The organism is Streptomyces sp. NPDC096339 (genome assembly GCF_044762985.1).
Lineage (GTDB): Bacteria > Actinomycetota > Actinomycetes > Streptomycetales > Streptomycetaceae > Streptomyces.
Window position 1 is genome coordinate 96,409 of sequence record NZ_JBIWFI010000018.1, and the last position, 23,794, is coordinate 120,202.

23 protein-coding genes and 1 pseudogene are annotated in these 23,794 nt (G+C 73.7%); 7 read left to right on the forward strand and 17 right to left on the reverse strand.

All coding sequences use genetic code 11. The annotated features are described in order from the left end of the window. Positions 1-298: 298 nt before the first annotated feature. Positions 299-1,969 carry an MFS transporter gene (locus ACIQ5Y_RS22845; protein WP_403883316.1) on the reverse strand — a complete coding sequence of 557 codons (1,671 nt, stop codon included), beginning with the start codon at positions 1,967-1,969 and terminating at the stop codon, positions 299-301. Between the two features lie 306 nt (positions 1,970-2,275). Between ACIQ5Y_RS22845 and ACIQ5Y_RS22850 the strand changes: the two genes are divergently transcribed. Together ACIQ5Y_RS22850 and ACIQ5Y_RS22855 are read left to right on the forward strand one after the other, a co-directional pair. Next, entirely contained in the window at positions 2,276-3,391 is a 1,116-nt protein-coding gene (locus ACIQ5Y_RS22850; protein ID WP_403883318.1) for a hypothetical protein, read from the forward strand. 238 nt (positions 3,392-3,629) lie between these two features. Continuing rightward, entirely contained in the window at positions 3,630-4,718 is a 1,089-nt protein-coding gene (locus ACIQ5Y_RS22855; RefSeq protein WP_403883321.1) for a phosphatase PAP2 family protein, read from the forward strand. Between the two features lie 323 nt (positions 4,719-5,041). On the opposite strand, the pseudogene ACIQ5Y_RS22860 reads toward ACIQ5Y_RS22855, so the two are convergent. The 3 genes and pseudogenes from ACIQ5Y_RS22860 to ACIQ5Y_RS22870 all read right to left on the reverse strand — a co-directional run. After that, positions 5,042-5,995, reverse strand: a pseudogene (locus tag ACIQ5Y_RS22860) (helix-turn-helix transcriptional regulator); the annotation flags it as partial. Positions 5,996-6,057: 62 nt separating this feature from the next. Further along, positions 6,058-6,573 (reverse strand): hypothetical protein, encoded by a 516-nt coding sequence (locus ACIQ5Y_RS22865; RefSeq protein ID WP_403883323.1) that lies wholly within the window; start codon positions 6,571-6,573, stop codon positions 6,058-6,060. 204 nt (positions 6,574-6,777) lie between these two features. Further along, on the reverse strand, positions 6,778-7,479 hold the full coding sequence (locus ACIQ5Y_RS22870; protein WP_403883325.1) for a transglycosylase family protein: 702 nt from the start codon (positions 7,477-7,479) through the stop codon (positions 6,778-6,780). 294 nt (positions 7,480-7,773) lie between these two features. Between ACIQ5Y_RS22870 and ACIQ5Y_RS22875 the strand changes: the two genes are divergently transcribed. Next, positions 7,774-8,592, forward strand: coding sequence for a hypothetical protein (locus tag ACIQ5Y_RS22875; RefSeq protein ID WP_403883328.1), 819 nt, complete (start codon positions 7,774-7,776; stop codon positions 8,590-8,592). A gap of 156 nt (positions 8,593-8,748) precedes the next feature. Beyond that, positions 8,749-9,135, forward strand: coding sequence for a hypothetical protein (locus tag ACIQ5Y_RS22880; protein ID WP_403883331.1), 387 nt, complete (start codon positions 8,749-8,751; stop codon positions 9,133-9,135). Positions 9,136-9,161: 26 nt separating this feature from the next. Here the strand turns inward: ACIQ5Y_RS22880 and der are convergent, their stop codons facing one another. From der to ACIQ5Y_RS22905, 5 genes are all read right to left on the reverse strand, one after another. Beyond that, the gene (gene der, locus ACIQ5Y_RS22885; RefSeq protein WP_403883334.1) at positions 9,162-10,625 is read right to left on the reverse strand and encodes a ribosome biogenesis GTPase Der; all 1,464 of its coding nucleotides are present in this window, start codon (positions 10,623-10,625) and stop codon (positions 9,162-9,164) included. Between the two features lie 75 nt (positions 10,626-10,700). After that, entirely contained in the window at positions 10,701-11,348 is a 648-nt protein-coding gene (locus ACIQ5Y_RS22890; protein WP_403883337.1) for a lysophospholipid acyltransferase family protein, read from the reverse strand. Further along, on the reverse strand, positions 11,345-12,052 hold the full coding sequence (cmk, locus tag ACIQ5Y_RS22895; protein ID WP_403883340.1) for a (d)CMP kinase: 708 nt from the start codon (positions 12,050-12,052) through the stop codon (positions 11,345-11,347). Before cmk ends, ACIQ5Y_RS22890 begins: the two co-directional genes overlap by 4 nt. Before the next feature lie 810 nt (positions 12,053-12,862). Beyond that, positions 12,863-13,951, reverse strand: a complete 1,089-nt coding sequence (locus ACIQ5Y_RS22900; RefSeq protein WP_403883343.1) for a prephenate dehydrogenase — start codon at positions 13,949-13,951, stop codon at positions 12,863-12,865. A gap of 138 nt (positions 13,952-14,089) precedes the next feature. Further along, positions 14,090-14,599 carry a YidB family protein gene (locus tag ACIQ5Y_RS22905; RefSeq protein ID WP_403883449.1) on the reverse strand — a complete coding sequence of 170 codons (510 nt, stop codon included), beginning with the start codon at positions 14,597-14,599 and terminating at the stop codon, positions 14,090-14,092. 59 nt (positions 14,600-14,658) lie between these two features. On the opposite strand from ACIQ5Y_RS22905, the gene ACIQ5Y_RS22910 reads away from it, so the two are divergent. From ACIQ5Y_RS22910 to ACIQ5Y_RS22920, 3 genes are all read left to right on the forward strand, one after another. Further along, a complete protein-coding gene (locus ACIQ5Y_RS22910; RefSeq protein ID WP_403883346.1) occupies positions 14,659-15,027 on the forward strand; it encodes a DUF952 domain-containing protein in 369 nt (122 codons plus the stop codon). Between the two features lie 62 nt (positions 15,028-15,089). Next, on the forward strand, positions 15,090-15,554 hold the full coding sequence (locus tag ACIQ5Y_RS22915; RefSeq protein WP_403883349.1) for a Rieske (2Fe-2S) protein: 465 nt from the start codon (positions 15,090-15,092) through the stop codon (positions 15,552-15,554). A gap of 28 nt (positions 15,555-15,582) precedes the next feature. Then, on the forward strand, positions 15,583-16,263 hold the full coding sequence (locus ACIQ5Y_RS22920) for a DNA polymerase beta superfamily protein (protein ID WP_403883352.1): 681 nt from the start codon (positions 15,583-15,585) through the stop codon (positions 16,261-16,263). Positions 16,264-16,283: 20 nt separating this feature from the next. On the opposite strand, the gene ACIQ5Y_RS22925 is transcribed toward ACIQ5Y_RS22920, so the two are convergent. The 8 genes from ACIQ5Y_RS22925 to ACIQ5Y_RS22960 form a co-directional block, all read right to left on the reverse strand. Continuing rightward, positions 16,284-17,042 (reverse strand): DNA polymerase beta superfamily protein, encoded by a 759-nt coding sequence (locus ACIQ5Y_RS22925; RefSeq protein ID WP_403883355.1) that lies wholly within the window; start codon positions 17,040-17,042, stop codon positions 16,284-16,286. A 3-nt stretch (positions 17,043-17,045) separates the two neighbouring features. After that, the gene (locus ACIQ5Y_RS22930; RefSeq protein WP_403883358.1) at positions 17,046-18,056 is read right to left on the reverse strand and encodes an ADP-ribosylglycohydrolase family protein; all 1,011 of its coding nucleotides are present in this window, start codon (positions 18,054-18,056) and stop codon (positions 17,046-17,048) included. Continuing rightward, positions 18,053-18,793 (reverse strand): NUDIX hydrolase, encoded by a 741-nt coding sequence (locus tag ACIQ5Y_RS22935; RefSeq protein ID WP_403883361.1) that lies wholly within the window; start codon positions 18,791-18,793, stop codon positions 18,053-18,055. Before ACIQ5Y_RS22935 ends, ACIQ5Y_RS22930 begins: the two co-directional genes overlap by 4 nt. Beyond that, on the reverse strand, positions 18,790-19,869 hold the full coding sequence (locus ACIQ5Y_RS22940) for an AAA family ATPase (RefSeq protein WP_403883364.1): 1,080 nt from the start codon (positions 19,867-19,869) through the stop codon (positions 18,790-18,792). The genes ACIQ5Y_RS22935 and ACIQ5Y_RS22940 overlap by 4 nt, the downstream gene beginning before the upstream one ends. Then, positions 19,866-20,462, reverse strand: a complete 597-nt coding sequence (gene pnuC / locus ACIQ5Y_RS22945; protein WP_403883367.1) for a nicotinamide riboside transporter PnuC — start codon at positions 20,460-20,462, stop codon at positions 19,866-19,868. Before pnuC ends, ACIQ5Y_RS22940 begins: the two co-directional genes overlap by 4 nt. 117 nt (positions 20,463-20,579) lie before the next feature. Further along, on the reverse strand, positions 20,580-21,929 hold the full coding sequence (locus ACIQ5Y_RS22950; protein ID WP_403883370.1) for a pseudouridine synthase: 1,350 nt from the start codon (positions 21,927-21,929) through the stop codon (positions 20,580-20,582). Further along, on the reverse strand, positions 21,929-22,552 hold the full coding sequence (gene scpB / locus ACIQ5Y_RS22955; protein WP_403883373.1) for an SMC-Scp complex subunit ScpB: 624 nt from the start codon (positions 22,550-22,552) through the stop codon (positions 21,929-21,931). Before scpB ends, ACIQ5Y_RS22950 begins: the two co-directional genes overlap by 1 nt. Then, on the reverse strand, positions 22,549-23,763 hold the full coding sequence (locus ACIQ5Y_RS22960; RefSeq protein ID WP_403883452.1) for a segregation/condensation protein A: 1,215 nt from the start codon (positions 23,761-23,763) through the stop codon (positions 22,549-22,551). The genes scpB and ACIQ5Y_RS22960 overlap by 4 nt, the downstream gene beginning before the upstream one ends. Positions 23,764-23,794 lie beyond the last annotated feature (31 nt).

Genomic DNA, 23,794 nt, shown 5'->3' on the forward strand with positions numbered 1-23,794 from the left:
AGGCCCCGCCGCACACGCCCCACCGGCCGCGCGCGGCCCCTGTCGACCGGCGCGACCGGCCGGGCCGGCGGAACCTAGCAGCGCAAGTTTTGCGCGGTACCGCTGACGCTAGCGAGCCCGACCGGCCAAAATCCAGCCCCGCCGGGCAATCCGGCCCGGCCGGGCAAATCCAGCCCCGCCGGCGTTTGAGGCGCGGGGCCCGGGGCGGAGCCCCGGCAGCGGCGCGGCACCCGCAGACCCCGCCCGTGCCGGCGCAACCAAACGGCGGAGCCCCGACGGCGGCGCCGCACCCGACGACTCAGCCCGCCTGCTCCACCACCGGGGACGGACACGGCTCGCCCTTGGCCTGCGCCGGCACGGCGATCCGCACCGACGGCGCGGCCTCCGCCTCCGGCTCACCGCCGGACGGCACCCCGCACTCCATGACCTTCGGCAGCTTCAGCGCCATCACCGCCCCCGCGAACAACAGCCCCGCGCTCACCACGAGAGTGACGTGCAGCCCGTGCACGAACGACTGCCGCGCCGCCGCGTGCAGCGAGGCCCCCGCCGCCCCGCCGAGGTGCGCGGCGATCTGGTAGGCCTCGCCCAGGGAATTGGCCGCGCCCGCCGAGTCCGCCGCCGCGACCCCCGGCACGTCCGCCAGCCCCGGCCGGTACGCCGCGTTCATCACACTGCCCAGTAGTGCGATGCCCATGCCCGCGCCGAGCTGGTACGAGGTCTCGCCGATCGAGGCCGCGCCGCCGGCCGTCGCCGCCGGGGCCTCGCTCAGCATCGACTCGTACGCCGCGAACAGCGTGGTCTGCAGCCCGAAGCCGAGGAGCACGAAGCCCACCGTCAGCAGTACGGGCCGGTCGTTCTGCCCCATCAGCGTCAGCAGCAGCACGGCGAGCGCGGTGAGCACGAAGCCCAGGGACACCATCGTGCGCGGCCCGATCCGGGCCAGGGTGTACGAGCCGGTGGCGCCCGCGGCCATGGCGGCGAAGGTGAGCGGCAGCAGCCGCAGGCCGGTCTCCAGCGGGCTCAGGTCCAGCACCAGCTGGAGGTACTGCACCGCGATCAGCTCCAGGCCGACCAGCGCCAGCATGGCCAGCACGATGCAGCCGACGGAGGTCGAGAAGGCGGCCCGGGAGAACATCCGCATGTCGATCAGCGGGTGCTCGCGCCGCCTCTGGCGCCGTACGAAGAGCACGAGCAGCACCGCGCCGAGCGCGAGCGGCACCAGGGCCTGCGGGTCGAGCAGGTGCCGTTCCGCGCCGAGCCGCTTGATCCCGAGCACCGCGCCGAGCACGCCGGCGGCGGCCATCAGCGCGCCCAGCACGTCCCACGGTCCGTCCGCCGCGCCGCGCGACTCCGGCAGCAGCCAGCGTCCGAGCGGCAGGATCAGCGCCATCAGCGGGATGTTGATGAGGAAGACGGATCCCCACCAGTAGTGCTGGACGAGGAAGCCGCCGAGCACCGGCCCGCTGGCGGCGCCTATCGCTGCGACGGCGGTCCAGATGCCGATGGCGAGCGCCCTCTCGCGCCGGTCGGGGAAGACCTGGCGGAGGATCGACAGGGTGGCGGGCATGATCATCGCCCCGCCGATGCCGAGCAGGGCGCGCGCGGCGATGAGCACCTGGGCGTTGTCGGCGAGGGCGGCCATGGCCGAGGCCACACCGAAGAGTCCGTACCCGAGGAGGAGGATGCGCCGGCGGCCGACCCGGTCGCCGAGGGTGCCGAAGAGGATCAGGAGCGCGGCGCAGACCAGCGGGTAGGCGTCGACGATCCACAGCAGCTCCTGCGAGCCGGGCCGCAGGTCCTCGGTGACGGAGGGCACGGCCACGTGCAGGATCGTCGCGTCGAGCGCGACGAGGACCAGGCTGACGCAGAGCACGGCCAGGACGACCCAGCGGTTGGTTCCGCCGGAGGCGGCGCAGAGCCGCTGCCAGGGGGAAGGGGCCTTGACCCCGGCCGCGTTCGTCCCCGACATGCATGTACCTCCCAGGTGATCCCTCGGGCTCGGCGGACCAGCGTCTTGTGGAGCCACGGGGGGTGGTGCGCTGTGCGGCGTCCAACGGGGTCCGGCATCGACACGCGAGTGAACGATCAGCGTACGCGAGTTCGCCTGCCCGGCACGTGGCCAAGCTCTCATCCCGGCGGCGCCCTCCGTGTGGTGTGCACCACTCCCCTCCACCCGCCGCCTCCCCCGCGTACACGCGCGCTCACGGTCCGCAGTTCCCGCCGGCTCCGCGTTCCGGGCGGCAACCCGGGCCACCGGCCGCCGCCACCGATAATCATGCCCGTGAAGGATCTTGGATTTCGCCGGGCCGCGCCCGCGCTCGCCGTCTTCGCGGCTGTCCGGCTGCTCGGGCTGGCGGTGCTCGCGGTGTGGTGCGCGGCGGCCGGCAGCAGCCCGCACACGCTGCTGTCGGCCCGCTGGGACTCGCTCTGGTACGCCCGCATCGCCGCGGAGGGGTACGGGTACGAGGTGGCCCTCCCCAACGGGGACGTCCACTCGAACCTGGCGTTCTTCCCCCTGCTGCCCTGGCTGGAGCGGCTGGTGTCGGCGCCGACCGGGCTGTCGTACGGCTCCGCGGGCCTGGTGGTGTCGGTGGTCGCCGGGCTCGCGGCGGCCTGGGGGATCTTCGCCGTGGCCGACCTGGTGCACGGCCGGCGCGTCGGGGTGTTCGCCGTCGGGGTCTGGGCGGCGCTGCCCGTCGGGATCGTGCAGTCGATGGCGTACAGCGAGTCGCTCTTCACCGCGCTCGCGGCCTGGGCCCTGTACGGGGCCCTGCGCGGCCGATGGCTCACGGCGGGGCTGCTCGCGGCGGCGGCGGGGCTGACCCGCCCGGTCGGGGCCGCGGTGGTCGCGGCGGTCTGGGTGGCCGTCGTACTGGCCTGGCGGCGCGGGGAGCGGTCGTGGCGGATGGCGGTGGGCGCGGTGCTCGCCCCGGCGGGCGCGGCGGCGTACGTGCTGTGGGTCGGGGCGCGCACCGGGGGCGGGCTGCTCGGGTACCTGGACGTGCAGGGCGGCTGGGGCAACGGCTTCGACGGCGGCTGGGCCTTCGCCCGGTTCATCGGGGGGAAGCTGGCCTCGTCCGCCTTCCCCGCCGGGGTGGGGCTGATCGCGGGGGTCGTGCTGGTGCTGTGGCTGTACGGGAAGTGCGTACGGCAGCGGCAGCCGGCGCCGCTGCTCGTGTACTGCGGGATCGTCGTGGCGCTGGCGCTGTGCGCCTCCGGGTACTTCGGCTCGAAGCCCCGGCTGCTGCTCCCGGCCTTCCCGCTGCTGCTGCCCGTCGCCCTGGCCCTGGCCAGGTGGCGGACGCCTCGGGCGGGTGCGGTCCTGGGCGCGGCGGCGCTGGCCTCGGCGGTGTACGGGGCGTTCTGGCTGAACGGCTCGGGGCCCCCGTAGAGCCCGGGCCCCGCCGAAATGGAAACGGCCCGCGGAAACGACCCGTGGAAACGATCCTCCCGCATAAAGCTCGGATAAGCGCCTGAAACAATTACCGGAACGGCGGATCAAGGCCTCCTCAACCGCTGCCGAAATAACCGGAATTAAGTCTCGCGTGAGACCAACTCCACATCACATGGTCATCACAAAGCCCGCGATTCGCCCGGCCTGAGCATCGGCGCGCGGTAACGTCGATTGAGTGCGTACCGATCAAATCCTGACCCGTCTGGAGCGGGTGTTCGCCCGGCTGGACCGGGAACCAGAGCGACCGGCTCATCTGCAAACCCCGCAGATGAGCCGGCACCGCGTCGTACTCCTGGGATCGACCCTCGCCTTCTACCTCGCGATCGTGGTGGCCGTACTGACCACGTCCTGGCTCGTCCGCCTGGACTGGCAGGTCATGTTCTTCCGGCCCTACGAGCAGTGGCCGCAGGTGCACGCGTTCCTCGACTACCTCGTCGTGCTCGGCCAGCGCGGGCCCACCGCGGTCATGGTGGCCGCCTGGCTCGGCTGGCGCTCCTGGCGGCAGCACACCCTCCGCCCGCTGATCGCCCTCGGCGTGGCGCTGCTGCTGCTCAACATCACCGTCGGGGCCGTCAAGCTCGGCCTCGGCCGGCTCGGTCCGCACTACGCCACGGAGATCGGCTCGGCCGAGCTCTTCGCGGGCGGCGATATATTTCCTTCCGGCCACACCGCCAACGCCGTTGTGACCTGGGGGATCCTGGCCTATCTGGCCTCCACCGTGATCACCCGGCGGGTGTTGTCCGTGGTGTCCGCGGTCGTCTCGCTGAGCGTGGGCGCCACCACCGTGTACCTCGGCACCCACTGGGTCAGCGACGTGCTGCTCGGCTGGTCCGCGGGTCTGCTGATCCTGCTGGCCCTCCCCTGGTTCGAGCCGCTGATCGCCCGTTCCGAGGCGTACGTCTTCGAGCTGCGCGAGCTGCTGCGCCGCCGCGCGGAGACCGGAAGGATGCCCGCGCCGGTCGTCAGCGCGCTCACCCCGCTGCTCTCCGCGGGCGGCAAGTGGCAGCTGCGGCCCGTCGGCGACCCGGCCGTGGAGCCGGCCGCGGGACCCCTCCCGCAGCCTGTCGCGGCAGGGGCCGCCACCGCGGTCGCCGCGCACTCCCCCGCGCCCCGGCCGGCCGCGCACGTGTCCGGACGCCAGCACGTGATCCGCTCCGAGCGGACTCCGGTCACCCCGGTCGGCAGCCGCCGCCCGGCACACGGCGAGCGGGCTCCCGCCCGCGGGACGGCGGCCGCCGCGGCCCGTCCCGTGGCGGGCGGCTGAGCGCCCCGGCGCGGGGGCGGTACGCACCACCTCATCCCGCGACATGAAGGCGGGCCGGGTCACAGACCCGGCCCGCCTTCGCCGTTCGTCAGCGCCACGCCCGGACGTTCGTCCGTCCCGGGTCACGCTTGTGTCACAGAATATCTACAACTCCCATTTGTTTTACGGCCTGCGGCACGCCCGCCGTGCAGACCCTCCGGAATTCCCCCCGAGAACCGTCGCAATTCCTCCGGGGATTGCCGCCGTCCCGTTGGACCGGGGGTTGGACCAGACCAGCTGAATGCCCCTCAGGACCGCTACATTTCCTTCACTTCTCCTGCTTCCACGGCCCGTCCCAGGAGATCCCGCGCGGCCCTGATCCGGTCGGTCAGCTCCGGCGGCTCGACCACTTCGAACTCACAGCCGAGCAGCATGACGTGAATCACCAGAACGTCCAGGCTCACCGCCCCGGTGCGCAGCAGGCAGCTGTTCCCGTCGACCGGTTCCAGGGCTCCGTCGCTCGGCCCGATGATCCGGGCCGCGTCCTGCGCGGACATCTTCAGCCGCACCACCGCGCGGGCCGCGTAGGCCCGCTGTGACACACCCTGGGAGACGTACGCGGCCAGGTCCTCGGACGGCGGACGGCGCGGGCCGAACCGCGGCCCGTGCGGGGGTCTGGGCTCGATGCGGTCGGCGCGGAAGGTCCGCCAGTCCTCCCGCTCCACGTCCCAGGCGACCAGGTACCAGCGGCGCTCGGTGCACACCAGCCGGTGCGGCTCGACCGTCCGGCGGGTGGCGTTGCCCCCGTGGTCCCGGTACTCGAAGCGGAGCCGCTCGCCGTCCCGGCAGACGGCGGCGAGCTCGGCCAGCACCGAAGGGTCCACGGTGGACCGCTCGGCGCCGCGCAGCATCGGCACGGTGAACTCGTTCAGCGCCGACACCCGCCGCCGCAGCCGCGAGGGCAGCACCTGCTCCAGCTTGGCCAGGGCCCGTACGGAGGCCTCCCCGATGCCCTCGACCCCGTTCCCGGCGGCGGTGCGCAGCCCGACGGCCACCGCCACGGCCTCGTCGTCGTCGAGCAGCAGCGGCGGCAGCTCGGCCCCCGCGCCCAGCTGGTAGCCGCCTCCGGTGCCGGGGCTGGCGTTCACCGGGTATCCGAGTTCCCGCAGCCGGTCCACGTCCCGCCGGACCGTCCGCGGTGTCACCCCGAGCCGGTCCGCGAGGTCGGCGCCGGTCCATTCGCGGTGGGCCTGCAACAGGGACAGCAGGCGCAGCAGTCGTGCGGAGGTCTCGAGCATGCCCAGAGTCTGCCGGCGGGCCCCGCAGGCCGTGCGCCACGGGTTTCAGCGGGGCGGCGGTTTCAGCAGGGCGGCGCCGGGGCCGGCTCGCCGCTGAGTCCGATCAGTCCGCACAGGCTCTTCAGCGAGACCTTCCAGACCCCGTCGTCGAGCACCGAGATCCCCTTGCTGTCGGCCAGCGCCGGGGAACCGGAGACCAGCAGGTCGTAGGTCACCGTCGCCTGGGTCGGGGAGGTGAAGGCGATGTTCTTGACCTTCGCGGAGGTCTTGTCCGCGTTGGGAAGGTGCTCGAGGCCTGCCAGCAGCGGCTCCAGGAAGTCGCCGTGCTCCAGCACCGCGGCCTTCTCGGCGGTGGACGACTTGGGGTCGAAGAAGAGGACCCAGTTCTTCTCTATCTGCGCCTTGGCCGCCGCGGGATCGGCCGGGCCGTCTGCGGTGGGTACGACCGCCGAGCCGGCCGCCGGCGGGGCGGCCACTACGGCATCCGCCGCCGAGGCGGCTCCGGCGAGGGCCGGCGCGACCAGCAGCACTGCGACCGCCGCCAGCCCCGCGGCACGCGGGTGTCTTCTCTGGCCCATCTGGCTCACCACCGTCCAAGCCGGGGACTCGACGCTTCCAGCGTCAGCGCCCCCACCTCACCGCGCAACCCAGCCCCGCCGCGGGTGATTCCAGCCCCGCCGGCGTTTGAGGCGCGGGGTCCGGGGCGGAGCCCCGGCGGCGGCGCCGCAGCCGGGGCTCCTCGGGCGGCCGGGCCCGCGCACCGCGCCTCCGCACGGCAGCGGTCAGCGGCGAGGCGGCGCCGGAGCGGCAGGCGCCGGAACCACGGCCGGCGCCGGCTTCGCCACCGGCGGCGCCGCGGCCACCGGCGGCGCCGCGGCCACCCGCCCCGGAATCACCAGCAGCATCCCGATCCCGATCACCCCCGGCCGCGCCCCGACCACCGCCCGGTTCGCCGCGTACAGCGCCTGCCAGCCGCCCACCACCCCGTACCGGCGGGCGATCCCGTACAGGGTGTCCCCGGCCCGCACCGTGTGCATCCGGCCCGCCAGTCCGTACCGCTTCGAGCACACCGGCCACGCGTCCCACCCCTGCCGGGCGAGGACGTCCTGCGCGACCCTGATCTGCTGCCCGCGGCTCGCGAGGTCGGCCCGCTTGGCGAACGCCAGCCCGCCGTACTCCTCCCACGTCGGCTGCCAGAACTGCAGCCCGCCGTAGAAGCCGTTGCCGGTGTTGACCGCCCAGCGCCCGCTGCTCTCGCAGTCGGCCACGCAGTCCCAGGGCCACTCCCCGCCCGGCCCGCAGTCACCGGGCCCCTTCCCGATCAGTCCGGGCGAACCGGGGTGTGCCACCCCCGCGGGCCCGGGAGCGGGCGGTGGCGGGGCCGCTGCCGCCGCCCCGGAGGGGAGTACGAGCACCAGCACGGCGGCAGCGGTGACGGTGGCGGCTGCGCCGATGGCGCCCCGCCGGATCCCGAGGTTGGGCATCGCGTCACGCTACGCGCGGCCCCGCCGCCCTCCCGCCCCGCCGCGCCGCGCGCCTGCGCACCCCACCCGGTCGGCCGACCGCACCGCCTCCCCCAAACGACCATCCCCGGGCACCAACTGCGCACAAACAGAAAAGAGTTCGCACGAAAGCAAAGCCCCGGTCGGACGGTTCACTCTTCCGGGGGCCCGGTTCGATTCCGTTCCCTCCAATGGCGTGACCCCGGCCGCCGATCCCCCGTTGAGCCCGGCGAGCCGGGATGCGCCCGGCCCGCACCTATGCCGAGGAGCCACCCCGTGCCGCGCATGCTCGACGTCAGTGATGAGGTACGTGCCGAGATCGGTGACGAAGAAGCCGAGAGGCTGCTCGTCGGCGACGACGCACCGCGCAGTTACGACTGCACCTCCTGCCGCACCCCCGGCGACCCCGAGAGCGACCGCACCAGCACGGTGCTGTTCGTCGGCGAGGAGACCGCCGTCCTCGCCTTCGCCCACGCCACCTGCATCCCCTCGCAGGTCGTCACCGTGTCCGAGGAGCAGCTGCAGGGCGCCGTCCGCAGCATCACCGGCGACAGCCCGGCCCCCGCCGTGCCCGTCCTGCCGCTCCCCGGTGACGGCCCGCAGAACGTGCCCGGCGGGCAGGCCGTCCTCGGCATCACCAGCGGCCTGGTCCTGATCGGCGGCGAGCTGCACCCCGCCCTGGTCGTCGAGCCGACCGCGCCGATCGCCCGCCCCGGCACCACGGGCCCCGGGGACGACTTCCTGCCGCTCCTCATCGAGCAGGGCTTCATCCCGGTCACGGACACCGCGGAGCTCCCCACCGCCCTCGGCGGCTGGTCGGTGCTGCTCGCCGGCGGGCAGCTGCACGCCGTGCTGCAGCCGGGCGCCGACGGCGGCCAGGTCGCCTGGTGGCAGGCACACCAGGCGCTGTCGGTCACCGACGGCTGGCGGACCGCCGTCAACAAGACCCAGCGGGTGCTGATCTACGCAGCCCCGGTCGGCTCCATCGGCCAGCAGCCCCGCGAGGACCTGCTGCGCGACGCCCTCGACAAGGCCGCCGCCGCGGGCAAGCTCGTGGCCGCCTCCATGCCCCTCGCGGGCACCCCGGCGGCCTGACGCCCACCGGCCCTCGAACGGCCGCCGGCCCCCTTCACCCCGGGGGGCCGGCGGTGTGCGCCGGGGGTGCGCGGTCCGTCCCGCGCACCCCCGGCTTCTTGCGTTTTGGCCCCGTTCACCCCGCATCCGCAGGGCACCGCGTTCGTTGGCTGGTACGTGCACTCATACGACTCCTCCCGCGCCCCCGCCCGTACGAGCACCGTCTCGCCCACCCCGATCTACGACACCCTGTACTCGGAGTACCTGCGCGCCTTCCGGGCTCTGCCCGGCGACCGTACGGGCGAGGAGGACCTCGGGTTCACGGCGTTCTCGTACGGGGGCGGCTACACCGGCGGCGGCAGCTCGTACGGCAGCGGCTGGAACGGTTCCGCATGGCAGCGCGTCGACGACTGGCAGCCCTCCTACACCCCGCAGCAGCCCGCCTACTCCTACGCGGGCACGGCTTCCGAGCCCGCCCCCGCATACAGCGGCGGGCGGCAGCACCAGACCGGGATGACGCACATCCCGGCGGCCCTGCCGCCCGCTCCGCGCCGGGGCTACTGACCCCGGACCGCTGCTCCCGCCCCGTACTACTTCTTCTTCTTGTACTGGGCGCCGCGCTTCTCGCGCACCCGCACCGAGATGTGGATCGGGGTGCCCTCGAAGCCGAACTCCTCGCGCAGCCGGCGCTCGATGAAGCGCCGGTAGCCGTGCTCCAGGAAGCCGGACGCGAAGAGGACGAACCGCGGCGGCTTGCTGCCGGCCTGGGTACCGAACAGGATGCGGGGCTGCTTGCCGCCGCGGATCGGGTGCGGGTGGGCGGCGACGACCTCACCGAGGAAGGCGTTCAGCCGGCCGGTGGGGATGCGCGTCTCCCAGCCCGCGAGGGCGGTCTCGATCGCCGGGACCAGCTTCTCCATGTGGCGGCCGGTGAGCGCCGAGACGTTCACCCGGGGCGCCCACGAGACCTGCTGCATCTCGGTCTCGATCTCGCGCTCGAGGTAGTAGCGGCGCTCCTCGTCGAGCTCGTCCCACTTGTTGTAGGCGATGACGATCGCGCGGCCGGACTCGACGGCCATGGTGATGATGCGCTGGTCCTGGACGCTGATCTGCTCGGTGGTGTCGATCAGGATGACCGCGACCTCCGCCTTCTCCACGGCCGCGGCCGTGCGCAGGGAGGCGTAGTAGTCCGCGCCCTGCTGGAGGTGGACCTTCTTGCGGATGCCGGCGGTGTCGACGAACTTCCAGGTGACGCCGCCGAGCTCGATCAGCTCGTCGACCGGGTCGCGGGTGGTGCCGGCGAGCTCGTTGACGACGACCCGCTCCTCCTTCGCGACCTTGTTGAGCAGCGAGGACTTGCCCACGTTCGGGCGGCCGATCAGCGCGATGCGGCGGGGGCCGCCGATGGCGGTGCCGCCGAAGGTCTGCTCGGGGGCCTCCGGCAGGGCCTCGAGGACGGCGTCCAGCATGTCGCCGGTGCCGCGGCCGTGCAGCGAGGAGACCGGGTGGGGCATGCCGAGGCCCAGGGACCACAGGGAGGCCGCGTCGGACTCGCCGCTCTGGCCGTCGACCTTGTTGGCGCAGAGCACGACGGGCTTCTTCGACTTGCGCAGCAGGCGGACGACGGCCTCGTCGGTGTCGGTGGCGCCGACCTTGGCGTCGACGACGAAGACCACGGCGTCGGCGGACTCGATGGCGTACTCGGCCTGGGCGGCGACGGAGGCGTCGATGCCGAGGACGTCCTGCTCCCAGCCGCCGGTGTCGACGACCGTGAAGCGGCGGCCCGCCCACTCGGCCTCGTACATGACGCGGTCGCGGGTGACGCCGGGCTTGTCCTCGACGACCGCCTCGCGGCGGCCGATGATGCGGTTCACCAGGGTCGACTTGCCGACGTTCGGCCGGCCCACGATGGCGAGGACGGGGAGGGGGCCGGCAGCGGCCTCCTCCAGGGCACCTTCGACGTCCTCGATGTCGAAGCCCTCTTCCGCGGCGAGCTCCATGAACTCCGCGTACTCGGCATCGCCAAGTGCTCCGTGGTCGTGCTGGTCGTTCATGAAGTCCGTTCCTCGTCGTTCGTGGTGATCGGTGGCAGCCGCGCGACGCGGTTCCACTACTAGGTCAAGTCTCGCTCAGCGCCCGGTGAGGCGCTTGGCGTCGGCCAGGTGGGCGGTCAGCCGGTCCTGGATGCGTACGGTGGCCTGGTCCAGAGCGGTACGGGTACGGCGGCCACTGCCGTCCCCGGCGTCGAAGGCCGAGCCGAAGACGACGTCGACCCGGCTCTTGAAGGCGGGCAGCCCCTTGACGAGCCGCCCCGGGGTGTCGCCGCTGCCCAGCACGGCCACCGGCACGATCGGCGCACCGCTGCGGACCGCGAAGTAGGCGAGCCCGGCGCGCAGCGAGGCGAAGTCGCCTTCGCCCCGGGTGCCCTCGGGGAAGATCCCCAGGGCGCCGCCGTTGTCGAGCACGCCGAGGGCGCGGCCTATGGCCGTCCGGTCGGGGCCGCTGCGGTCCACCTTGACCTGCCCGATCCCGTCGAGGAAGGGGCCGAGCGGGCCCACGTACGCTTCCTTCTTGATCAGGAAGTGCAGGGGTCGCGGTGCGGTGCCCATGACCATGGGGCCGTCGATGTTGTGCGAGTGGTTCACGGCGAGGATGACGGGGCCCGAGGCGGGCACCTTCCAGGCGCCGAGCACGCGGGGCTTCCACAGCCCGTACATGAGCCCGATGCCGATGCGCCTGCCGACCGCCGCGCCCTTGAGGGAGGGCGTATCGCTCACTTGCGCCCCGCCCGCTTCTCCTCGACGAGGGTCACGACGCACTCGATCACCTGGTCGAGGGTGAGCTCGGTGGTGTCGACCTCGACGGCGTCGTCCGCCTTGGCGAGGGGGGAGGTCTTGCGGCCGGAATCCGCGGCGTCGCGCTTGATCAGCGCCTCCTTGGTGGCCGCGAGGTCGGCGGCCTCCTTGCCGCGCAGCTCGCCGCTGCGGCGGGCCGCGCGGGCCTCAGCGGAAGCCGTCAGGAAGATCTTCAGGTCGGCGTCGGGCAGCACGGTGGTGCCGATGTCCCGGCCCTCGACGACGATCCCGTCGGCCTCCTCGGCCGCCTCGGCGGCGATGGAGCGCTGGAGCTCGGTGATCAGGGTGCGCACCTCGGGGACGGCGCTGACGGCGCTGACCTTGGAGGTGACCTCCTGGGTGCGGATGGGGCCGGAGGCGTCGAGGCCGTCCACGGTGATGGTGGGCGCGGCCGGGTCCGTACCGGAGACGATGGCGGGCTTGCCGGCGGCGAGTGCGATCGCCTCCGGGTCCTCGGTGTCCACGCCGTTGGTGATCATCCACCAGGTGATGGCCCGGTACTGGGCACCGGTGTCCAGGTAGCGCAGCCCGAGCTTGGCGGCCACGGCCTTGGAGGTGCTGGACTTGCCCGTGCCGGAGGGACCGTCGATGGCGACGATCACGGCTGCCGGAGCTGCGGTTTCCACGGTGCGGGCACCTTCCTGGTTAGCGCGTAGGTATGCGGGCGCGCAAAAACGCCCCTGCTCCAGGTTACCGGGCCCCGACACCCCCCGGCCCCGCCTGTCCGGCCCCCGCCTCGACCAGCCCCCACCCCACTCCGGTCCCGCCTGTCCGGCCCCCGCCTCGACCAGACCCCACCCCCACTCCGGCCCCGCCCGTCCAGCCCCGCCCTGGACGGGCCCGCCCTGTCCGGGCCCGCCCCGTCCAAGCCCGCCCCGTCCGGCCCCGCCCCGTCCGGCCCCGCCCCGTCCGGGCCCGCCCTGTCCGGCCCCGCCCCGTCCGGGCCCGCCCTGTCCGGCCCCGCCCCGTACGGGCCCCAGTCCGGTTCCGGTCCCGACCGGCGACCTCCAGCCTCGCCGGCGTTTGAGGCGCGGGGCCCGGGGCGGAGCCCCGATCTTTCAGCCTCGCCGGCGTTTGAGGCGCGGGGGTCCGGGGGCAGTGCCCCCGGCAACGGCGCCGCGCCGACCCGGACCACGCTCCGGCCCCGCCCGGCCAAGACCCAGCCCCGCCGGCGATTGAGCCGCGGGGGTCCGGGGCGGCGCCCCGACAACGGCACCCCACCCGGCCCCGCAACGGCCAGGGGCCCGGGGCTGAGCCCCGAATCTTGAGCCCCGCCGGCGATTGAGGCGCGGGGCCCCGCGGCCGCGCCCCGACAACGGCACCCCACCCGGCCCCGCCACGGCCAGCGGCCCGGGGCTGAGCCCCGAATCTTGAGCCCCGCCGGCGACTGAGGCGCGGGGCCCCGGGGCCGCGCCCCGGCAACGGCTCCGCGCGGGTTACTGCTGGCGCAGCGCCCAGCCCCGCTCCCGGAGCTCGGCCGTGAGGCCGGCCACCGCCCGCGGCTCCACCATCAACTGCACGAGACCCGCCTGCTGCCCCGTCGCGTGCTCGATCCGCACGTCCTCGATGTTGACCCCGGCCCGCCCCGCATCGGCGAAGATCCGCGCGAGCTCGCCCGGCTGGTCGGAGATGAGCACGGCCACCGTCTCGTAGACGGTCGGCGCCGCGCCGTGCTTGCCCGGCACCCGTACCCGCCCGGCGTTCCCCCGCCGCAGCACGTCCTCGATCCCGGCGGCGCCGCCGCGCCGCTTCTCCTCGTCGGCAGACTGCAGGCCCCGCAGCGCCTCGACGGTCTCCTCCAGGTCGGCCGCGATCCCGGCCAGGACGTCCGCCACCGGCCCCGGGTTCGCCGACAGGATCTCCACCCACATCCGGGGGTCGGAGGCCGCGATCCGCGTCACGTCCCTTATCCCCTGCCCGCACAGCCGGACGGCAGTCTCGTCGGCCTCCTCCAGCCGGGCCGCGACCATGCTCGACACCAGCTGCGGGGTGTGGGAGACCAGCGCCACCGCCCGGTCGTGGGCGTCCGCGTCCATCACGATCGGGACGGCCCGGCACAGGGCCACCAGTTCGAGGGCGAGGTTCAACACCTCGTGCTCCGTGTCCCGGGTCGGGGTCAGCACCCAGGGGCGGCCCTCGAAGAGGTCCGCCGAGCCCGCGAGCGGCCCCGAACGCTCCTTGCCGGCCATCGGGTGCGTGCCGATGTACGCGGTGAGGTCCACGCCGAGCTCCGCGAGCTCCCGCCGCGGCCCGCCCTTGACGCTGGCCACGTCCACGTACGCCCGCGCCACGCCGCGCCCGATCACGTCCGCCAGGGTCGCCGCCACGTGGGCCGGCGGTACGGCGACGATCGCGAGGTCGACCTGGCCCTCGAAGGGCTCGTCGGTGCCGGCGCCGAGGGCGGCTGCCGTACGGGCCTGGGCCGGGTCGTGGTCGACGAGGTGGACCGTGATGCCCCGGCCCGACAGGGCGAGTGCTGCGGAGGTGCCGATCAGTCCGGTTCCGATGACGACGGCGGTTCTCACGGGACGCTCCAGGGGTGCGTAAGGGATCAAGGACTCTGCGTGGCCAGAGTAGCCAGAGAGGGCAGCACGAGGGCCCGGCCGCCCATCCCGTGGGACGGGGCCGCCGGGCCCTCGCCTGGAGCCTGTCGTACGTCGGGGTCAGATGGCCTGTGCCTTGATGATGTCCTCCAGCGACCCGGACGGCATCCGGCCGCTCGGCGTCAGCTTGTCGACGGCCTGCGGCAGCGTCTGCGCGATCTGGTCGGCGGCCTGCTCCGGGCTGACGCCGGCCTCCTGCGCGACCTTCCGCAGGGTGTCGGCCGGCAGCGCCTCCTGGATCTGCGCGCCGCTGACGGGCTGATTGTCGCCCGTGCCGACCCAGGACTGCGCCTGGTCGACGAGTCCGGACTTGGTCAGCATGTCCAGGAGCCCGCCGAGCGGGTTGCCGTTCCCGCCGGCCTGCGCACCGCCGCCGGCGCCGCCGCCCATGAGCGCGCCGAGCAGCGAGCCGAGGATGTTGCCACCGCCTTGACCGGCTCCGGAGCCACCGAGGAGACCGCCGAGAAGTGAGCCGAGGTCGTTACCCGCCATCGTGCTGCCTTTCGAAGAGGGACCGGGCCGCGCGGACAGCGTCGTACCCGGCTTCGAGACACGGACAATCTCCCTGATAGCGGGTGGTACCGCCACCTGGTGCACGGCTCCCCCACCGCTGGGGTAGAACGATCGGCATGATCTTCCACATCGTCCCGCTCGCCGACTGGACCGCCGCGCCCGGGCTTCCGTACGCCCCGCCCTCGCTCGACTCCGAGGGTTTCGTGCACTGTTCGGCGGACCGGGCGACGGCCCTCGCGATCGTCGAGGCGCATTACCGGGAGCTGCCCGGGACCCTGCTCGCGGTGGAGCTCGACGAGGCCGCCCTGACGGCGGAGGTCCGCCGTGAGGGTGACTCCGGCGGCCGTTACCCGCACGTCTTCGGCCCGCTGAACCGGGAAGCCGTGGGACGCGTGTGGGAGGTGGTACGCACACCAGGCAGCCCTGCCGCGCTGGCCCCATGGGACCCGACCGCCCGCCCCGACGGCGCGGCGGACTTCACCTGAGGGCCGGCACAGGCCAGGATGCTGCACGCCCGACCGGCCACAGCTGAGCTGAGGAGACACCCATGAGCGACCCCACGACCACCGCCCGCCGTACCGTCCTGGCGGTGGGAGCGGCCGCCCTCGCGGGCGGCACCCTCGCCGCGTGCGGCAACAGCGAGAAGGAGCAGCCCAAGAGCGAATCGGGCAGCGCCGCCACCCCGTCCTCGGGCGGCTCGTCGTCCGCGCCGGCGGCGGACCCCAAGGCCATCGCCAAGGCGGCGGACGTGCCGGTGGGCGGCGGCACGATCCTCAAGGAGGAGAAGCTGGTCGTCACCCAGCCCACCGCCGGGTCCTTCCGCTGCTTCAGCGCGGTCTGCACGCACCAGGGCTGCCTGGTCAACAAGGTGGAGAACGGCACCATCGACTGCCCCTGCCACGGCAGCAAGTTCCAGGTCGCGGACGGTGCGGTGGCCCACGGCCCGGCCACCAAGCCGCTGCCCGAGAAGAAGATCACCGTGGCTCCGGACGGGAACATCTCGCTCGCGTAGCGCAGGCCGTGGCGCCTAACCTCTCCGGATGGACGATCTGACACTGGTACGGGACCACACGGTCTACCGGTGCGTGATGGGGTCCCGGGCGTTCGGGCTGGCGACGGAGGCGAGCGACACCGACCGGCGCGGTGTCTATCTCGCCCCGACGCCGCTGTTCTGGCGGTTCGAGAAGCCCCCCACGCACGTGGAGGGCCCTCGGGACGAGGAGTTCTCCTGGGAGCTGGAGCGCTTCTGCGAGCTCGCGCTGCGCGCCAACCCGAACATCCTGGAGTGCCTCCACTCCCCCCTCGTGGAGGAGAGCACTCCGGTCGGAGAGGAACTCCTCTCCCTGCGCGGGGCGTTCCTCTCCCGCCGCGCCCACACCAGCTTCAGCCGGTACGCGGCTTCCCAGCGCGGCAAACTCCTCGCGGACGTCCGCGTCCACGGCGCCCCGCGCTGGAAGCACGCCATGCACCTGCTGCGGCTGCTGCTGTCCTGCCGCGACCTGCTGCGCACGGGCCGGCTGACCATCGACGCGGGCCCGTACCGCGAGCGCCTGCTCGCCGTCCGCCGCGGCGAGGCCTCCTGGGAGGAGGTCGACGCCTGGATGACCCGGCTCCAGGAGGAGACCGGGGCGGCCCTCTCCACGACGCCGCTGCCCGAGGAGCCGGACCTGGCCCGCGTCGAGGACTTCCTGCTGCGCACGCGCCGCGCCGCGGCCGCGTAGCCCTCGCGCTCCTCGCCGCGTCAGCCGTGCTGCGTCCGGCGCCGTACGACGAGCTCGTCGAGGGCGTCGTACGCGGAGGCCCACTCCGGCAGCGCCGACGCGGCCTGCGCCGCGTCCAGCACCGCGTGCAGCGCCTCGAAGTCGCCGCGCACGCCGACGAGGTCCGGCCCCTGGTAGCCGCCGTGCTCGGCGGCCACCTTCGCCTCGATCAGGGCCCCGAGGTACGGCGGCGCCTCGGCCACCTCGCCGAGCAGCGTCGGCAGGTGCGCCTGCACCTCGCCCGACCGCATCAGGTGGATGCCGGTGAGCAGGGCCCGGAACGCGTAGAGCACCGGCTTGAGTTCGCGGGCCTTCTCGAAGAGCCGCCACTGGGTGTTGGCGAAGCCCCGGTAGTGGTGGGCGTGGTGGGAGGTCAGGACGCCCGGGGCCAGCGAGATCAGTTCCTCGTGCGTCGGCGTCGTGTGGACCACGAGCGGGGACAGCAGCTGTTCCAGGACGTAGCCGTTGCGGTTCAGCATCAGCCGGACGAACTTGCGCAGGTCGTGCGTGACCAGGTCCATCTCCACGTCGTCCCGGTCCCACATGCGGGTGCGGGTCTCCTCCGGATCGCGCAGCCCGAGGAGGGCCGCCGCCGGGAGCAGGTGCGCGCCCCGCAGGTCGACGTCGGAGTCCCTGGAGGGGAATCCGTACAGGTGGGCGCCCGAGACCGTGGCGAAGAGCAGCGGGTCGGGCTGCTCCGCCACGACGGGGGCGAGGTCGAGACTCAGTGCGTCCAGCATGGATCAAGCATCCCAGAGGGTCCCGAAGGCCAGGAGTTCGTCCCGGTACTCGATGCGGCCCTCCCAGTCACGGGGCCAGACGTCCGCGCCGAGGTGGGCTCCCGCGAAGGCTCCGGCGAGGCAGGCGATGGAGTCCGAGTCGCCCTTGGTGCAGGCCGCGCGGCGCAGGGCGAGGATCGGCTCGTCGGGGAAGAGCAGGAAGCACTGGAGCGCGGTGGCGAGGGCCTCCTCCGCGATCCAGCCGTCGCCGGTGGTCAGGCAGGGGTCCGTTTCCGGGGACGGGCTGCGCAGGGCGGCCGCCAGCCGGTCCAGGACCGCCAGGCACTCGTCCCAGCCGCGCGCGATGAAGGACTCCGGCGAGGCGTCGGAGGCGGTCCGCATCCACAGGTCGCCCAGCCAGCGCTCGTGGTAGCGGGTGCGGTTCTCCAGGGCGTACGAGCGCAGCAGCCCGACCAGGCCCGTCACTTCGGTGCCGACGGCCAGCAGGTGGACCGCGCGGGCCGTCAGGTCGGAGGCGGCCAGTGCCGTCGGGTGGCCGTGGGTGAGGGCCGACTGGAGCTGGGCCGCGCCCGCCCGTTCCTCGTCCGTCCAGCCGGGCACGAGCCCGACCGGCGCCACCCGCATGTTGGCGCCGCAGCCCTTGGAGCCGATCTGGCTGGCGTCCCGCCAGTCGCGCTCGGGGTGGTTCAGCAGCGAGCAGGCCCGCAGGCAGGTGTTGCCCGGGGCGCGGTTGTTCTCCGGCGAGTGGTACCAGTCGACGAACTCCTCGCGGACCGAGCGGGTGAGGCGCAGCGGGCCGACCCGGCCCCGCTCGGCGGCGGTCCGTATGCCGCGGGCCAGGGCGAGGGTCATCTGGGTGTCGTCCGTGACGATCGCCGGGCGGGGCAGCTTCATCTCCCGCCAGGGGCCGGTCTTGGCGAGGATCGACGGCACGTCGTTGAACTCGGTGGGGAAACCTAGGGCGTCACCCAGGGCCAGCCCGAGCAGGGCGCCGGTCGCGGCTCGTTTCGTCATCGCGGGGTTCCTTCGGGTCGGAGCAGCGGAGGGTGGAGGGCCGTGGCGGGGCCCGCCCGGTAGAGGGCGGCCGGTTTGCCGCGCCCACCGGTCAGTCGCGAGGCGCCGGGGACGGCTTCGACGAACCCGGGCGTGGCGAGGACCTTGCGGCGGAAGTTGGGGCGGTCGAGGGTGGTGTCCCAGACGGTCTCGTAGACGGCCCGGAGCTCCCCGAGGGTGAATTCGGGCGGGCAGAAGGCGGTGGCCAAGCAGGTGTACTCCAGCTTCGAGCGGATCCGCTCGCGGGCGTCACCGAGGATCACCGCGTGGTCGAAGGCCAGTTCCCGGGCCTCCCCCACGGGCACCCAGCGGGCGTGCGCCGCGTCGCCGCCGCCTTCCGGCGCCGGCTCCGGCAGGTCGGGGACCAGCGCCGTGAAAGCCACCGAGACCACCCGCATCCGGGGATCGCGGTCCGGCTCGCTGTAGGTGCGCAGCTGTTCCAGGTGCAGGGCGGCCACCAGGGGCTCCGCGAGGCCGGTCTCCTCGGCCAGTTCGCGGCGGGCGGCGGTCTCGGCGGACTCCCGGGGCAGGACGAATCCGCCGGGCAGCGCCCAGACCCCCTCGTAAGGTGCCTGGCCGCGCCGGATGAGCAGCACGTGCAGGAGTCCGGCCCGTACGGTGAACACCGCGAGGTCGACGGTCACCGCGAACGGCGAGAAGGCGTACGGGTCGTAGCCCGCGGGCGGCGCACTGCTCATCGGGTCTCCGGCAGCGGGTCGGCGAAGTGCCAGCCCTCGGCGAGCAGTTCGTCGACGGCCGCCACCGCGGCCGCGAGCCGTTCCTCGCGGCTGCCCCGCATGACGAGGAAGCGCCTGCCGGTGTGCTCCAGTTCCTCCCGGAACCGTCCGGTCATCCAGGGCCGCAGGTGCGGGCCGTCGCGCAGCCCGTCGTCCTCGAAGGGCACGTCCGCGTCGTCCGTCAGCAGGTACAGGTCGCGCCGGGTGAGGGCGGCGGTCTTCTCGACCTCTTCGCTCCGTCCGCCGACGTAGCGTTCGTGCCAGATGCCGGTGGCGAAGGAGTCGGTGTCGCAGAACAGCACCGGCGAGCCCAGCCGGGCGGCCCTCTCCTCCTCCGCGTCCTGCCGCCGGGCGATGACCGGGAACTCCTCCGAGGCGAAGGTAATGTCCTCCCAGCCGGCCGCGGGGTCGGCGGCGCGGGCCGCCTCCAGTTTCTCCTCGCTGTACCGGCGCCCGTACTCGGCGACCCAGCCCGTCGCGGACCACACCCCGCCGCGCGCCCGGTAGTGCGCCGCCAGCGCCCGCGACAGCGTCGTCGTGCCGGTGGACTCGGCGCCCAGTACGACGACCCGCCGGGCCAGGGAGGCCCGTACGGCCGGCCCCAGGAAGTCCCAGCAGCCCGCGGGGTCGGCCCGTACGGCCGTCCCGGAGACCGGGAACAGGGTCCGGGCCGGGTCCACGCAGACCTCCTCGGCGGCGAACCGGCGGGCGAGCTCGGTCCCGTACTCCTCCGAGGTGAAGACGGCGTCGACGGGCCGGCCGACCGCTTCCCGGAAGATCGCCATGTGCGCCTCCCAGATCGCCGGGTCCGTCAGGTCGACGGGGATGTCGTCGACGGCGCCGACCACGTCCGCGCCGGGGTGCTCCTCGCGCATCCAGGCGACCCGGTCGGCGAGCGGGACCGACTCCACGGAGGCCGCGCACACGAGCACGGTCAGCCGGTCGCAGCGGTCCTGGGCGGTGCGCACCAGGTGGTGGTGGCCGGCGTGCGGCGGGTAGAACTTGCCGAGCACCAGCCCGTGCGCGTAGCGCCTCATGCCGTCGCTCCCAGGGCCGTACGGGTCCCGCGCCCAGGGAGGTCACGGCGCCAGCCCGCCAGCCCGGCCACGCAGAGCGCGAGGAAGCCGACGTACAGGGCGGCGGTGAGGTAGAGCCCCTTGTACGCGTAGAGCGGGATGTAGACGAGGTCGGCGGCGATCCACAGCCACCAGGACTCGACGAGCTTGCGGCACTGGCCGTAGGTGGCCGCGAGCGAGAGCCCGGTGGTCAGGGCGTCCCAGAAGGGCACGGTGGAGTCGGTGGCGCGGCCCAGCAGCAGGGTGAGGGCAAGGACCCCCACCGCCGCCGCCGCGGCCAGCCCGATCCATTCGGTGCGCGTGGTGCGGCGCACCGGCAGGGCCTCGGCGGTTCCTGATCCACCCCCGTGGGTCCAGGACCACCAGCCGTACGCGGCGAGGGCGATGAAGGCGACCTGCAGCCCGGCGTCGGCGTAGAGGCCGGCCCGGGCGAACAGGACGATGAAGAAGACGTTGTTGGCGATGCCGATGGGCCAGTTGGCCACGTGCCGGCGGGCCACGAGCCAGACGCACAGGGCACCAGTGGCGAATCCGAGTACCTCGGTCCAGCTCATGACGATCCCCCACTCCCTTTAATAGTCAGGTTGACTATAAACAGGGGGTGAGGTCCCGGACAAGGGAAAAGCCCGCGGCGCCGAAGGGCACCGCGGGCTTTCGGGGGTTTTGCGGGATTACAGACCGACCTCGCGCATCAGCATGCCGACCTCGGTGTTGGTCAGGCGGCGCAGCCAGCCGGACTTCTGGTCACCGAGCTCGATCGGTCCGAAGGAGGTCCGTACGAGCTTGTCGACCGGGAAGCCGGCCTCCGACAGCATGCGGCGGACGATGTGCTTGCGGCCCTCGTGGAGGGTCACCTCGACCAGGTAGTTCTTGCCGACCTGGTCGACGACGCGGAAGTTGTCGGCCCGGGCCCAGCCGTCCTCCAGCTCGATGCCGTCCTTGAGCCGCTTGCCGATGTCACGCGGCAGGTTGCCGGTGATCGCGGCCACGTACGTCTTCTGCACGCCGTACTTCGGGTGCGTCAGGCGGTGGGCCAGCTCGCCGTGGTTGGTGAGCAGGATGATGCCCTCGGTCTCGGTGTCGAGCCGGCCGACGTGGAAGAGACGCGTCTCACGGTTGGTGACGTAGTCGCCGAGGCACTGGCGGCCGTCCGGGTCCTCCATCGTGGAGACGACGCCGGCGGGCTTGTTCAGCGCGAAGAACAGGTACGACTGGGTGGCGACGGTCAGACCGTCCACCTTGATCTCGTCCTTCGGCTGGACGCGCTTGCCCTGCTCCAGCACGATCTCGCCGTTGACCTCGACGCGGGCCTGCTCGATGAGCTCCTCGCAGGCGCGGCGCGAGCCCATGCCGGCGCGGGCGAGCACCTTCTGCAGGCGCTCACCCTCCTCCTCGGCGCCCGGGAAGGTCTTCGGGGTCTTGATCACGGGCTTGTCGGCGTACCGGTCGCGCACGCGCTCCTCGATCCGCGCGTCCAGCTCGCGGGGGCGCGCCTTGCCGCTGCGGCTGCCGGGACCGCTGCGCGGGCCGCCGGCCCCGCCGATGCCGGGGGTCTTGGAGCCGGTGCGGGGGCCGCCCTTGGCGCCGCCGCGCGCGGCCGCACCACGGGCGCCGCCGCCGCCGGCCTTGGGGCCGCTGCGGCCGCTGCGCTCGCCCTCGGGGCCCACGTCGTAGCGGCGCTCCTCGGGGCGCGGGTTGCGGATGCGGGGCGCAGGCTCGCGGTCGCGGTCGGAACCGCCGCCCTGGTAGCCGCCGGAGCCGCCGCTGCGGTAACCGCCACCGGAGGAGCCGCCGCGCGAGCCACCGCCCGAGCTCCCGCCGCGGTAGCCGCCGCCACCGCCCGAGCCGCCGCTGGAGCCGCCCCGGTAGCCACCGCCACCGCTGCCGCTGCCACCGCCGGAGCCGCCGCCGCGGTAGCCACCGCCGCCGGAGGAGCCGCCGCCACGGGCGCCACCGCGCCCGCCGCCGCCACCGCCGCCGCTGTTCCTGTTGCCACCGTTGCCGTTGCCGCTGCTTCGCATCAAATGTCCGTCGTCTTGTCGTCGTCTTCTTCGGTATCCGGTGCGTCCGGATCGAACGACGGCACACCTTCTTGCGTCTCGGCTTCGATCGCGTCCGCCTCGGGGAGGAAGGGCGCGAGCTCCGGGAGCTCGTCCAGGCCTCGCAGGCCCATCCGCTCCAGAAAGTAGTTCGTCGTCCTGTACAGGATCGCACCTGTTTCGGGTTCCGTGCCCGCCTCCTCCACCAGACCGCGCTGGAGGAGGGTCCGCATGACGCCGTCGCAGTTGACTCCGCGGACCGCCGAGACCCTCGACCGGCTCACCGGCTGGCGGTACGCGACGACCGCGAGGGTCTCCAGGGCGGCCTGGGTGAGCCGGGCCGTCTGGCCGTCCAGTACGAAGCCCTCGACGGCCGGCGCGTACTCCGCCCTGCTGTAGAACCGCCACCCGCCGGCCACGAGCCGCAGCTCGAAACCGCGCCGCGCCACCGTGTACTCGTCGGCGAGCTCGCGCAGGGCGTCGGCCACCTCGCGCGGGGTGCGCTCCAACACCTTGGCGAGGTGCGTCTCGGTCGCGGGCTCGTCCACGACCATGAGGACGGCTTCCAGGGCCGGCTTCAGCTCCAGCGCTGCCACGTCGCTCATTCCTTGGCCTCCACGATGATCCGGTCGAACTCGTCGGTCACGGTCGGCATGCCGTCGCCGTCCCCGCCGCTCCAGCGCACGGTGAGGGTGTTCAGGGCCTCCTCCTGGTCGAGGACCACCGCCTTCTCGCGGTAGAGCTCCAGGAGGGCCAGGAACCGCGCGACGACGGTGAGGGTGTCGTCGGTGTCCTCGGTGAGCTCTTGGAAGGTGGCCTCGCCCCGCGCCTTCAGCATCCGCACCACGAACCCGGCCTGCTCGCGCACGCTGACGAGCGGGGCGTGGATGTGGTCCACGTAGACCTGCGGCCTGGCCTTGGGCTGCATGGCCTTGACGGCGAGCCGGGCGAACCCGTCCGCGCCGATGCCGATGACGACCTCGGGGAGCAGGTCGGCGTGGTGGGCTTCCAGCCCGACGGTCCTCGGGTACCGCCTGCCCTCGGCCTCGGCCCGGCCCTCGAAGATCTCGGCGATCTTCTTGTACGCCCGGTACTGGAGCAGCCGCGCGAAGAGCAGGTCCCGCGCTTCGAGGAGGGCGAGGTCGGCCTCGTCCTCCACTTCGGCGACCGGCAGCAGCCGGGCGGCCTTGAGGTCGAGGAGGGTGGCGGCGACGACGAGGAACTCGGTGGTCTGGTCGAGGTCCCAGTCGGGCCCCATGGCCCGGATGTGGGCCATGAACTCGTCGGTGACCTGGGACAGAGCGACCTCGGTGACGTCGAGCTTGTGGCGGGAGATCAACTGCAGCAGGAGATCGAACGGCCCCTCGAAGTTGTCGAGCCGCAGCGTGAACCGCCCGCCGCCTCCGGCGGGGTCGGCGGCTCCGTCACGCGGCGGGGCGGGCCTGCCGGGCCCACCCGCGCCCCGGGCCTCCGGCCCCTCGGGGGCTTCGCCGTGCCGGACCGGTGCGGCCGGGACGGGCCCGCCGACGCCCCCGGCACCGCCCGGACTCGCCGACCCGACCGCAGGCCCGGCGGAGGCCTCCTCGTCCGGCGGCTGCGCCGGGTCGTCGTGCGTGTCGGCGCCCCCGGGCCCGGCCGGCAGCGCGGTCTCGTGCCCCTCGGGGGCCTCGGGGGTGCGCTGCGGCTCCGCCACCCCACCGTCGGGCGCCGGGCGCCCAGTGCCCCCTTCAGGGCCCTCCTGGGCCTCCCCCGGCACACCGGGCCCCCGACCCAGCGCACGGCGGGTCGGGCGGCCGGGTTCGGCGGGGAGGGGCATCGGGGTCCAGGGGTGGCGCGGAGGGAACGGC